At 64.5% G+C, this 12,963-nt stretch carries 7 protein-coding genes and 1 pseudogene; 3 read left to right on the top strand and 5 right to left on the bottom strand.

Annotation, left to right across the window (positions count from 1 at the left end; all coding sequences use genetic code 11):
- The first annotated feature begins 8 nt into the window (after positions 1-8).
- From RAD15_RS09170 to RAD15_RS09160, 3 genes and pseudogenes are all read left to right on the top strand, one after another.
- Positions 9-1,571 (top strand): hypothetical protein, encoded by a 1,563-nt coding sequence (locus RAD15_RS09170; protein WP_458176522.1) that lies wholly within the window; start codon positions 9-11, stop codon positions 1,569-1,571.
- A complete protein-coding gene (locus RAD15_RS09165; protein WP_458176520.1) occupies positions 1,568-2,470 on the top strand; it encodes a terpene synthase family protein in 903 nt (300 codons plus the stop codon). Before RAD15_RS09170 ends, RAD15_RS09165 begins: the two co-directional genes overlap by 4 nt.
- A gap of 120 nt (positions 2,471-2,590) precedes the next feature.
- A pseudogene (locus tag RAD15_RS09160) lies at positions 2,591-2,853 on the top strand (transposase); the annotation flags it as partial.
- A gap of 207 nt (positions 2,854-3,060) precedes the next feature.
- Here the strand turns inward: RAD15_RS09160 and RAD15_RS09155 are convergent.
- The 5 genes from RAD15_RS09155 to RAD15_RS09135 all read right to left on the bottom strand — a co-directional run bounded on the left by RAD15_RS09155 (position 3,061) and on the right by RAD15_RS09135 (position 12,754).
- Entirely contained in the window at positions 3,061-3,378 is a 318-nt protein-coding gene (locus RAD15_RS09155; protein ID WP_375848186.1) for a DMT family transporter, read from the bottom strand.
- A 269-nt stretch (positions 3,379-3,647) separates the two neighbouring features.
- Positions 3,648-4,700, bottom strand: coding sequence for a DUF7146 domain-containing protein (locus tag RAD15_RS09150; protein ID WP_458176518.1), 1,053 nt, complete (start codon positions 4,698-4,700; stop codon positions 3,648-3,650).
- A gap of 298 nt (positions 4,701-4,998) precedes the next feature.
- Positions 4,999-9,294 (bottom strand): strawberry notch-like NTP hydrolase domain-containing protein, encoded by a 4,296-nt coding sequence (locus RAD15_RS09145; RefSeq protein WP_458176516.1) that lies wholly within the window; start codon positions 9,292-9,294, stop codon positions 4,999-5,001.
- Between the two features lie 261 nt (positions 9,295-9,555).
- Positions 9,556-11,667 carry a ParB/RepB/Spo0J family partition protein gene (locus tag RAD15_RS09140; RefSeq protein WP_458176514.1) on the bottom strand — a complete coding sequence of 704 codons (2,112 nt, stop codon included), beginning with the start codon at positions 11,665-11,667 and terminating at the stop codon, positions 9,556-9,558.
- Between the two features lie 343 nt (positions 11,668-12,010).
- Entirely contained in the window at positions 12,011-12,754 is a 744-nt protein-coding gene (locus RAD15_RS09135; protein ID WP_426420889.1) for a hypothetical protein, read from the bottom strand.
- Between the last annotated feature and the right edge of the window lie 209 nt (positions 12,755-12,963).

Below are 12,963 nucleotides of genomic sequence, written 5' to 3'. Positions count from 1 at the left end.
CACCCCGCGTGAACGCGCTGTCCGAACAGATCCTTTCCGAATTGCGCCACCTGCTGAGCGAGATGAGCGATGGCGGCAGCGTCGGTCCATCCGTCTACGACACGGCGCGAGCTCTGCAGTTCCGCGGCAACGTCACCGGTCGGCAGGACGCATACGCGTGGCTCGTCGCGCAGCAACAGGCCGATGGCGGATGGGGAAGCGCAGACTTCCCGCTGTTCCGCCATGCGCCCACATGGGCGGCGTTGCTGGCATTGCAGCGTGCCGATCCTCTTCCCGGCGCAGCCGACGCAGTCCAGGCTGCAACCCGGTTTCTCCAGCGCCAGCCCGATCCCTACGCGCATGCGGTGCCGGAAGACGCGCCGATCGGCGCGGAGCTGATTTTGCCGCAGTTTTGCGGCGAGGCCGCATCCGTGCCGGGCGGCGTGGCGTTTCCGCGCCACCGGGCGCTGTTGCCGTTGCGGCACGCGTGCCTGGTCAAGCTGGGGGCCAACCTGGGGGCCGCGGCGACGTTGCCGAGCGGCCATCCGTTACTGCACTCCTGGGAAGCCTGGGGGACGTCGCCGACCACCGCATGCCCGGATGACGACGGCAGCATCGGCATCAGTCCGGCGGCCACCGCCGCGTGGCGTGCGCACGCCGTGACACAGGGGAGCACGCCGCAGGTCGGGCGCGCCGACGCGTATCTGCAGGCGGCATCGCGGGCGACGCGCAGCGGCATCGAAGGTGTCGTTCCCAACGTCTGGCCGATCAATGTGTTCGAGCCATGCTGGTCGCTGTACACCCTGCATCTGGCCGGGCTGTTCGCGCATCCCGCGCTCGCCGAGGCGGTGCGCGTGATCGTCGCGCAGCTCGACGCCCGCCTGGGCGTGCGCGGTCTGGGCCCGGCCTTGCACTTCGCGGCCGATGCGGACGACACCGCAATTGCGTTGTGCGTCCTGCGCCTTGCAGGCCGCGACCCGGCGGTCGATGCGTTGCGCCAATTCGAAATCGGCGAGCTGTTCGTCACCTTCCCCGGCGAGCGCAATGCCTCGGTGTCGACCAACATCCATGCCCTGCATGCGTTGCGACTTTTGGGAAAGCCCGCCGCCGGCACCAGCGCCTACGTCGAGGCCAATCGCAACCCACACGGTCTATGGGACAACGAAAAATGGCACGCTTCGTGGCTGTATCCCACCGCGCATGCGGTCACTGCGCTGGCGCAAGGCAAGCCCCAGTGGCACGACGAGCGCGCGCTGGCGGCGCTGCTGCAGGCGCAGCGCGACGACGGCGGCTGGGGCGCCGGTCGCGCGTCCACATTCGAGGAAACCGCCTATGCGCTGTTCGCGTTGCACGTGATGGACGGGAGCGAAGAGCCGACAGGGCGCCGGCGCATCGCGCAGGCGGTGGCGCGTGCGCTGGAGTGGATGCTCGCCCGCCATGCGGCGCATGCATTGCCGCAGACGCCGCTGTGGATCGGTAAGGAACTGTTTTGCCCCACCCGGGTCGTGCGTGTGGCCGAACTCGCCGGGTTGTGGCTGGCGCTTCATTGGCGGCGGGGCGTCCTGGCCGAGGGAGCAGGAGCGCCGCCATGAACCAGACCGAACGCGCGCTGCAGCAGGTGCTGGAGTGGGGGCGTTCCCTGACCGGGTTCGCCGACGAGCATGCCGTGGAAGCGGTCAGGGGCGGCCAGTACATCCTGCAGCGCATCCACCCGAGCCTGCGCGACACCAGCGCCCGCACCGGCCGCGATCCGCAGGACGAAACGCTGATCGTGGCGTTCTATCGCGAACTGGCGCTGCTGTTCTGGCTCGACGATTGCAACGACCTTGGCCTGATCGCGCCGGAGCAGCTCGCGGCGGTGGAGCAGGCGCTGACGCAGGGCGTGCCGTGCGCGCTCCCCGGATTCGAGGGCTGCGCTGTGCTGCGCGCCTCGCTGGCCGCGCTCGCCTACGATCGTCGCGACTATGCTCAGCTTCTCGACGATACCCTGCGCTACTGCGCGGCGCTGCGCGCCGGACACGCGCAGGCGGCGGGGGCGGAACGCTGGTCCTACGCCGAGTACCTGCACAACGGCATCGATTCGATCGCCTACGCGAACGTGTTCTGTTGCCTGTCATTGCTGTGGGGACTGGACATGGCGACCTTGCGCGCGCGACCGGCGTTTCGCCAGGTCCTGCGGCTCATCTGCGCGATAGGGCGCCTGCAGAACGATCTGCATGGACGCGACAAGGACAGGTCGGCCGGCGAGGCCGACAACGCGGCGATCCTGCTGCTGCAGCGCTATCCGGCTATGCCTGTGGTGGAGTTCCTCAACGACGAGCTGGCCGGCCATACGCGCATGCTGCACCGGGTGATGGCGGAAGAACGCTTTCCCGCGCCGTGGGGACCGTTGATCGAGGCCATGGCGGCCATGCGCGCGCAGTACTACCAGACCTCGACCGGCCGCTACCGCAGCGACGCTGCGGGGGGAGGCAAGCGTGCGCCGACCTGAACGCGAGGGAAGCGGCAGGGTGCGCGCGCTGCTGTCGGTCCGATCTGACGCAACGCCGTCGCCCGATGCGACGGATGGAGCGAGCATGAGCGATACCGCCCTGAGCCGGCGCAAGGACGGGGGCTCATTGCCACAGCCCTGCAGGCCGAGCTCTACTTTGCCGATCCATACTCTGCTTGGCAACGCGGCAGCAACGAAAACGCAAATGGACTGACACGCAAGTAACTTGCCACGGCACACCGACTTCAGCACCATCACCGAAGAGCGCCTGCGATGGAGCGAGCAACGCCTCTGCGACCGACCACGCAAGAGACTCGGATTCAGAACGCCCCTCGAAGTTTTTCTGAGAGGAACTCAGCAACAGGGTCGCAAATCAGAGTTGAATCCACCCTTCGAAAGCCAGCAACATGAGATCCGGCTGGAAGTGGGTCTTTTTTCGGGATGTCTGTGGGCTGCGACATTTCAACTCTTGTCATCGGCGAATGCGTTTTTCCATAGCGCGTCAACTCCCGCAATGGGCTCGCTTCGACAGCACACGACAGCCACGGTTCTCCATGGCCGATGATCCGTCTACGAAGAGCAGGTGCAGATTATTCGGAAAAGAGCTTCACGCCGACCAGACCGACAACAACCAACATGACAGAACAGAGGCGAGCAGGATTTGCGCTCTCACCGAAAAATGCAATGCCAACAATCGCTGTTCCCACGGTCGCAATTCCGGCGAAGCCCGCGTAAACCGTCGAAGCGGGCAAGCACTTTACAGATTCACCCAACAGAAGAAAAATCGGAAGAGTGAAGACCACCGCCGACAAAACTGTTGTCCATTTCGGAAGCCCGACCGAGCGCTTCAAAAAGAAGGGCCATGCGATCTCGAATATGTCCGCCAGAAGTATGTACACCCACGCCATCAAATATCCCTTTCGTCAGGCGTCGCGTAGCACAGACCGCATGTCGATTGCGACCATCAACCGTTCTGTTTTGGTCAAAGGCTGCCTACCAAATGCGGTAGCCCACGGTCGCTGCAGCTCGGGATCGCTGCCGGATGGCTGCACCGCGCATGTCGGCAGAGGTGGGCAAGGCCGGCTGCAGCGCTCGTCCAAGCTCGACCGCGGTCCGCAACATAACCGACAACACGACATGATCTGCGCAGTTGCCGGCGGCGCCGCAGGTCGATCGGTCACACCGTCCCGGCATCGGCGAACAGCATAAACCGAACGACATCCTGCGGCGCGAGTTGGATGCGCAGCGCCGCCCGCAGGGCGCCGAGGCCGAATGCGTGCAGGTCCTCGTTGAAGTCGCCCGTCCGCGGAGACAGGACAAGCGCCTCAATGCCCGCTGCTTCGGCGCATTGGGTCAATGCCGCGACCGCCGTGTCACCCGCGGCGTCGGCATCGCGGGCGATGTAGAGCCGGCGCAACGTCGGCGGCAGCAGAAGGGCGGCAAGATGGTTGGCCGAGAGCGCGGCCGCCATCGGCATGGCAGGCAGCGCACAGCGCAGCGACAGCATCGTCTCGATACCTTCGCCGGCAGCGAGGACGTCGTCGGCCGCCCCAAAGCGCACGGCATGGCCGAGGAGACCGCCCCTGGCCCGTCGCGGTGTGTCGACCGGCGCCTTGCCAGAGCCGTCCGGCGCGAGCCAGGTGCGATGTGCGCCGGTGATGCGACCGGCAAGATCGGTCACGGCAGCGATCATCGCCGGCCAGGTCTCAGTCGGCGAACCGTCGTCCGGGCGATAGTAGCAGCGCGGATGAAACCGCAGCGCGCCCGCGTCGTGGACAGCCTCGATGCCACGATGGCACAGGTAGGTCTCGACAAGCGTGCGGCGGATCGGCTGCGACATGGCGATCAGCCGCCGTGCCGCCTCCGGCGATCCGGCGGGGACAGGCGTGCACACATGCTTGGGGCTGCCGCCCGGTTCGGCGCGCGGCAGACTCAGAAAGCGTCGTGCCTCCCCGGCGACATCGCGAAAGTCGACGAAACCGCAGCTCTCGCGGATCACGTCGAGGAGATCGCCATGTTCGCCCGAGGCAGCATCGGTCCAATGCCCGGCGGCGCCGGGACCGGAGTCCGGTCCGCTGAGCCGGACGAACATCGAGCGGCCGGGCGCATTGCGGACGTCGCCGACGATCCAATAGCGGCCCTGGCGCCGTCCATTGGACAGGTAATGGCGGCAGACCGCCTCGGCATCACGGGCGAGGCGGCGCGCCAGCTCAGAAGCGTCGCGGGACATCACGCAACCTCCCGCACTGCGCTGGCAGTTGGTTGCGCAAGAGCTGTCAACCGTCTGTGAGACAGCACCCAAGCGCAAACGCGCAAGCAAATCCGCCGCGCACTCTGTTCGGCCCACTTGTCGGCCAGTCCTTTGTGCGAGCAGTGCCGCCGTCCAAACAAGGAGCGGCCAGGCCGGTTGTGGACATAGCCCGGCAGCCAGCCGCGTCCCTCGCGCTTGCGGCTGGAGAGAGAGTGGCGGCACACAGCCTCGGCCTCGCGCGCGAGGCGGCATGCCAGTTCGAAAGCATCGCGCCGCATCAGGCGGCCTCGCGTTCGCAGATGCGCTCGACCGGGTAGCATTCGAGCACCTTGCCCAGCACGACGGCCCCGCTTGCATCGGTGGGCACGAACATGCGCAGCTTCCAGGAGATGATCTCACTGAACAGTCCATAGGTCCGCAAGCGCTCGCGCATGGTGTCGTTGAAGTCCGCAAGCTCAATACGATGCGCCCCCATGACGCGAACCCGCCGCAGTGTTAGGCCCTCGGCGAGCTCGACGAACGCGCGACCGTCGCGCAAGGCGGCGAAGACGTCCTCGGGCTCGAGTGTCGGCCGCTCACCCAAAAGCGCGTCGGCGACCCAGGCGGGCGAGACCTTCCGCCCAATGATCCGCTCGCCGGCGTCGGTCTGGAGGCGGTAGACGCGGGCCGATTCCTTCGGCAGCCGCTTCCAGATCGGCAGGAGCAGCCCGGCGACGACGTGGATCGTGCTCTCGGTGAACTCCGGCACATCTTTAAGCTCAGCTGTCCAGGCTGCACTGAATTGCTCACGGTCTGTCTCGATCCAATGACTTTCGGCCATGGCCTTCAGCGAGGTACTGTGGCTTTCCATGGGCCGAACCAATTTGACGCGCTGCTCGATGTCGCCATCGTCCAGCATCAGGCTTGGAGCCGGAACTTGCACCGCCGCGCGGCCGGAACGTTCGTTCACCAGCAGGACTGCGCGGCGATCCGACAGAAGGCCGAGGGCATCATCCAGCGTGAGCGGCCGGTTGCGTTCGCGCTGGATGATCGTGAGCAGCCGTGTCTCGGCGCTGGTCGCGGGATGGGTGTAGATGGTGCGCCGCTGCGCGACGACGAAGCTTTCGGCGCGAAGGGTCTCGAGACCTGCATCATAGATTCCGGAGGCGATTGCGCCTTCGATCCGCGCCGTTAGCAACTGCTCGAAGGCGGTGAACAGCACGTTTTGCAGCTCGATGGTCAGCGCCAGCAGACGGTTGAGGAAAGTCGTGATCGGCGGCAGGTCATCCCTGATGCCATTGGAGTCGACGAGCTTCAGCCCGGTCGCATTCTCGAACATCTCAAGAGAGCAACCATCCACCTTGCCGCGAACCAGGAGCAAATAGAGTTGGCGCAGAGCATCACGGCCATAGATGCTTTCGAGATTATCCTCGGGCCGAAACAGTCCCTGCCCCCCGGTCTGACGCTGACCGCGGGTGATGGCGCCGAGCGTATCGAGGCGGCGCGCAATCGTGCTGAGAAAGCGCTTCTCGGCCTTCACGTCGGTCGCAATCGGACGAAACAGCGGCGGTTGCGCCTGATTGGTCCGGTTGGTCCGGCCGAGCCCCTGGATTGCTGCATCGGCCTTCCAGCCGGGTTCGAGCAAATAGTGCACCCGCAGACGGCGATTCCGCGCCGACAGCTCGGCGTGGTAACTGCGCCCCGTGCCGCCGGCATCCGAGAAGACGAGGATGCGCTTGAGGTCATCCATGAAGGCTGCGGTTTCGGCGAGGTTTGCCGAACCGGCGCGGTTCTCGACCATCAGGCGGTCATGTTTCCGGATGATCCGGCGTGAGCGCCCGGTGACTTCGGCGACCCTGTCAGTACCGAAGCGCTGGACGATCTGGTCGAGCGCGCCGGGCACGGGCGCGAGCGAGGCAAGCTTCTCGATCAGCCGGTCGCGACGCGCAACCGCATCCCGGCTCTCGACGGGCTGACCATCACGGTACACAGGCCGGGAGGAGAGGTTGCCTTCGGAGTCGGTGAAAGGCTCGTAAAGCTGGACCGGGAAGGAATGGGCGAGGTAGTCTAGCACATATTCGCGCGGTGTGATGTCGACCTGGACATCACCCCATTCCTCGGTCGGGATTTCCGCGAGCCGGCGCTCCATCAGCGCTTCGCCGGTCGACACGATCTGGATGACGGCGGCATGCCCCTGCCCGAGGTCGCGCTCGATGGCGCAGATCAATGAAGGCGTCTTCATCGACGTCAGCAAATGGCCGAAGAAGCGCTGCTTTGCGGATTCGAAGGCCGACCGGGCCGCGGACTTCGCCTGGGCGTTCAAGGTCCCGGTTTCGCCGGTGATGTTGGCCGCTCGCATCGCGGCATTGAGATTGTTGTGAATGATGCTGAACGCGGCCGCATAGGCGTCATAGATGCGGATCTGTTCGGGGGTGAGCTCATGCTCGATCAGTTCATATTCGACGCCTTCGTAGGAAAGCGAACGCGCCGCATACAGACCGAGTGCCTTGAGGTCGCGTGCCAGCACCTCCATCGCCGCAACACCGCCCGCCTCGATCGCCTCGACGAACTCGGCGCGCGTGGCGAACGGAAAGTCCTCGCCGCCCCACAAGCCGAGCCGCTGGGCATAAGCGAGGTTGTGAACGGTCGTGGCGCCGGTCGCGGAAACGTAGACCACTCGTGCATTGGGCAGGGCGTGCTGCAGCCGCAGACCTGCGCGTCCCTGCTGCGAGGCGGCCTGCTCGCCGCGCTCGCCCTTGCCGCCCACGGCGTTCTGCATGGCGTGGCTCTCGTCGAAAACAACCACTCCGTCGAAATCGGAGCCCAACCATTCGACGATCTGCCGGACACGCGAAAGCTTTTCGCCGCGCTCATCGCTGCGCAGCGTAGCGTAGGTGGTGAATAGGATGCCTTCCGACAGCCGGATCGGGGTGCCCTGGCGGAAGCGTGAGAGCGGCGTGACCAGGAGCCGCTCCATGCCGAGCGCCGACCAGTCGCGCTGTGCGTCCTCGATCAGCTTGTCGCTCTTGGAGATCCAGACCGCCCGGCGCCGGCCCTTCAGCCAGTTATCAAGAAGGATGCCGGCGACCTGCCGGCCCTTGCCCGCGCCGGTGCCGTCGCCCAGAAACCAGCCGCGGCGGAAGCGGACGGCATGTGGAGCGTCGTCGCGCGCAGCAGCCACAACGTCGAAGGTCGCATCGACCGTCCAGGCGCCTGCAAGGAAGGCCGAATGTGCTTCGCCGGCGTAGACCACGCTTTCAAGCTGGGCGTCCGACAACAGGCCGTCGATAGCGAGGTTGACCGGAAGATGGGGCCGGTATGACGGCTTCGGCGGAGCAACCGAGGCCATCGCGGCCGACTGCACCAGTTTGGTCGGATGCGGCTGCGATCCGTGAATGCGGATCGATTGCAGGGTGTAGTCCTCATAGAGGGCATCGGTCAGATGAGCTCCGTCCGGAGGGCTCCAGTCGACCGTCTGGTAGGTGAGTTCTGCGCTCTGCGGATCGTCGAGCCCCTGACCGGGCGAGAGACGCATCGTGAAGGTGGGAGCGGATCGCCGAACCGGCGCGGTTGAGCTGACGGGAGCGAGAACAGGTGAAGCAATCGGAAGCCGCGGCGGCACATGTTCGAGGACCCATGCCAGCAGCGTGGCTGCGTCCGGCGCCACGCCCAGAGATGCTGGAAAGACGCTTCTGTCCGGCGCGGGCTGCTTGTCGATCACGGTGAGCCGCGTCTCGATCGCCGTCCCGTGCCTGGCAAAAACTGCCCCTGCAATCACAGCCGAAAATACCACGCGGCCGCGCTCCTGGAGACGGGTGAAGGCGTCGATGCAGCTTGGATGGTCGGGGGCGAGACCTGCGCCGGTCACCGCCACGAGGCGACCGCCGTCGCGAAGCCTGGCCAATGCCGAGGAGAGATGGCGCAGTGCTGCGTCCGCCATCCGCCGATCCACATTGGGCAGAGCCGAAAATGGCGGATTCATCAGCACGACGCTCGGGGCAACAGCCGCCTCGAGATGATCGTCGATCTGCGCCGCGTCGTAGCGCGTGACGGTCACGTTGGGAAACAGGAGGTCGAGCAGCCCGGCGCGCGTTTCGGCGAGCTCGTTCAGCGCAAGTGTGCCGCCGGAGATCTGAGCGAGAATGGCGAGAAGTCCGGTGCCCGCCGAGGGCTCCAGCACGAGGTCTGTGTTGGTGATGCCGGCGGCTGTGCAGGCGACAAAGCCAAGCGGAATCGGCGTCGAGAATTGCTGAAACGCCTCGCTTTCTTCGGACCTGCGCGTATGGCTTGGAAGCAGGCTTGCGACCTTGGCCAGCATCGAGAGTTGCGCTGCCGGCGATCCCGCCTTGGTCCGCATGGCGGCGCCATGCTTGCGCAGGAAAAGAACGGTTGCCGCCTCACAGGCTTCATAGGCGGCCTTCCAATGCCAGGCGCCGGCGGCATCCGAGCCACCGAAGGCGCTTTCCATGGCGGAACGCAGAACACTTGCTGCATCGATTCGCCGGCCATGTTCGAGGTCACAGAGGATAAGCCGCGCGGCTTGGGCGATGGAGGACGCAGCCGCGGCGGTCGCGGAGCAGGACAGATTGATCATGGGGGTTGAGCTTTCGAGGAGAGCGGGAACGGTTCAAGCCGACGGGCGCTCTCTCGACCCGACCGGCTCAAACCTGTCCCGGCCGATCTCTCACTCTCTTCACCCCTTGCCTCCACCGCAGGAGGCGGACGCGGCCATGCCGCGCGCAAGGCCTGGTGCGCCGCAGCCGCATTCCAAAATGAGAAGCCCGGCGTGATGCCGGGCTTCGGAAGCAACTTCGAAGGAAGCGCACGGCGGGATTGCCGCGCTACGTCCGAACATTCATTCAGCGGCAATGCCGTGTGGCTGAACGTCGTCTGCGGCGCCGGTACCGTCCTCATCGCCAGCGAGGAACTCGGGAAGCGGGCCCGCGTCTGCGTCCTGGCCTGCCGATTGGATAGCGTCAGTGAGGCGCAATGGCTCCGGCAGCCATCCCGTGCCCTCGAGAAGGCGCTCGGCTTCGCTGGCCATATCGGCCTTCTTCAGATGGTCGATCAGTTCTGCCGAGGCTCCGCCCTTTGCCTGCCTCACCGCTTCCAGAATACGTGGCTTGGTGACGCGGCCGAGGTAGTTGTCGACGGTCGGCCTCCAGCCGGCCTGCACCATGTCGAGCCCGACCGCCCGCGCCAGCACGTCGGCCTGGCCGAGCCTGCGCGCGAGCCCATCAGCCGATACCCGCCCCTGGGCATAGCGGTTCACGGGTTCATAGAGGGCGTTGACCGAGAACGACGCACAATGGGCGAACAGGGCTGCTTGCGCATTGCCGTCCAATGCGCAGAGCGTATCCCAAAGCTCCTTCGCATCGTTGGGCAGCCGCGCTTTCCAGGCTTCGTGCCTGGTATCGATCGCCTTGGCCGGCGCGCTGTCCTTCAATCCCGGAGCCTGGGCCGGAAATGTCGGCGTGTGAACCGCGATCTCGAGGCAACTGGCGGACGATGCAAACCTGTAAAAGGTTGCCAGCACGAAACTGTGCAGCACCGCCAGGAACGTGATCGAGGGATGCTCGGCAAGCGCGTCGCGCAACGCCAGCGTTCGATAGGCCGTCAGCTCGGTGATCAGACGGTCCGGCAGCGGTCTTGCAGCATCATCCTCATCCTCTTCGGCCGGCTCGGTTGGTGCGCCACCGACGGTGATGGCGGTACGCTGCACCGGACCAACGGCATTCTCGCCCTCAATCGTTGTGCTGCCCTGTCCGTGCTCAGTATCGACGACCGTTGGTTCATCCTCCGGCCGGACGTAGCCGCGATCCACCGAGAGCCGTCCCTCGGAATCGATGCTGATGAAGACTCCGCCGCGGGCGATCTCGGCCGGATCGTAGATCATTGGCCGCTCCTCGAACGCGAGCAATGCCGCCTCGATCTCTCCAAGGCGGAGGTCGATCTCATCGGGGAGTTCGTCAGCATCCTGGTACTCGGCTTCGAGCCTGTCACGCTCGGCATTGAGCGCATCGATCGTGCCCTGCTCCTCGATGCTGAGCGACGACGGCGCTCCCTCCAATTCCCGCAAGCCGCTGGTGTGGCCGAATGGAAAATCGACTGCCACTGAGATCCACTTCCACCCTTCGGCTGCGATCACCTCGGCGTCCTGCTTGAGCTTCTCCGTGACAAGACGATCGAGCAGGGCCACGTCCTGGAGCCAGCCACCGTCGTCATGCTCGAACAGATCATGCAGGACCGGACCTCCGGCGCGCTCGTAGGCGTCGACGCCGACATAGTGCGCACGGCGATCGGACCCACGCACGGTGTTCTCGGTCAGCATGCGGCGGATCTGGTACGGCTCGTCATAGCCGGACCGGCTGACATTGTCCCAGACCTGCTCCTGGCGCGCGTGATCGCCGCTCACCGAGAATGCCATGAGCTGCTCCAGTGTCATGCCGTCATCGGCATAGACCTCATGCAGCTTCGGCGAGACTGAGGCGAGGCGCAGGCGCTGCTTGACGATTGCGGCCGCCACGAAATGCCGCGCAGCAATGTCCTCTTCGCTCATGCCGAGGTCGCGGAGCGTCCGGAATGCGCGAAACTGATCGAGCGGATGCAGGCCGACGCGCTCATCGTTCTCTGCGATCGAATCGTCTTCCGCAATGCCTCCCTCGCGAACAACGCAGGGCACGGCTTGCGTCTTGGACATACGCTTCTGCTTGACCAGGAGTTCGAGAGCACGGTAACGCCTTCCGCCGGCCGGCACCTCGAACATGCCTGTCTCGTTGCCCTCGGCATCCACGATAGCGCGGACATTGAGACTTTGCAAAAGCGTGCGGTGGGCGATGCTCTCGGCAAGCTGCTCGATCGAGACGCCCGCCTTGACGCGCCGAACGTTGGACTGGCTCAGCACCAGCTTGTTGAAGGGAATGTCACGCGAGGGCGACAGCGTGATCTTTTGGACTGCCTTGGTCATTTCGGTTCTCCACAACGGGCAGCCGAAAGCCTCTCTCTCGACTTCCAACCCGTCGTAGCACTCCACGCTGCCCTCTTCCTCTCTCTCTTGCGGTTTGAATCCCGCTGCTGCGGCACCGGGCGTGCATTGGCCGAAACGGCCGCAGCGCCTGGCAGGAACCAAGGTGTGAGCTGCTGTCAGTTTCTGTCCCACTCGGCGGCCTTCAGCGTGGCGACCTCACGGCGGTCGACCTGATCCGCACTGCTATGCTAAGAGGAGCGTCTAGAGCCTTTTCCATTCTGATGGAATCGGAGCGGATTCTAAATTGCCGGAATTACTCCGCAACGGGGTCACGGCGTCGACCTCAATTTGGGCGATGGCTCCATCTGTCTCGCTCCACGGCCGGGAGAGGCTTTTCCACATTTCTCAGGATCGCGACGCGGCATTTGTCGAGCAATTCCTTCGTGTATACGGCGCCGAAATAGTCCAGCAGGAAGGTGCCAGCATAGCTCAGATCATCAATGCCGCTGATTATCCTATTGAGCATTGCACCAATTTCTCCAACGCGGTCGCGATAGCGTGCGCGGATCACGTTAACGGCGTTCATCGAGTGAACCGCCTCGTCGGCAATCACCTCTCGCAGCCAATGATGGAAAATGTCGTTGCGAAGTTCGGTATAGAACGGCTTCTCGGCGGCATAGGCGTGGCAAGTGCACATCTCATCAAATGCGATCATAACCATCACAGAGAATTCGTCGGCGAGGTGGTCATTGATCGCACCGAAATCATGCGGTCGAGCCTCCAACCTCTCTCGGAGGTTCCTCTCGGATCCATTGGCGACAAGTTCAATGATGCGGATAAAGCCATCGGTGTGACGCTCTTCGTCTGCGGCCCAGACAGTAAAAAACGCCCGAGCTTCATCGGTAGCGATCAGATTGCGGACGGATAACTCGGTTTTCAAATGCCTGGCGTCATATTCCGTGTACAGGTCAGGCCACAATTTATTCCAACGTGCGCGCACAACCGACGGTTCGGCGCTGAACATCGCCGGCGTAAGAGCATTGAACATTTCTTTTGGACTCCAGTTCCGTCGAACCGGCGTAATCATCCGACTGCTCCTGAGCGTGAGCGCTGCGAGCGGCTCTGGTGGACGGATTGTCCCTTTCAAACATTGGCAAAGAAGTTTGCCACACACAAAACATGCCGTCGCCTCTCTGTTTTGGTGGGGTACAATTCCGGACGCTGCACCTTTCGGCTTGGCCTGACCTGTTGTCTTGAACGGTCCAGTGCGGAATCTTCGGGGGCGCCGCCGAGCCA

The sequence above is a fragment of the Bradyrhizobium sp. 14AA genome, assembly GCF_054185205.1.
The sequence above is the reverse complement of the archived record's forward strand: the minus strand, read 5'-3'. Positions and strand labels throughout refer to the sequence as shown.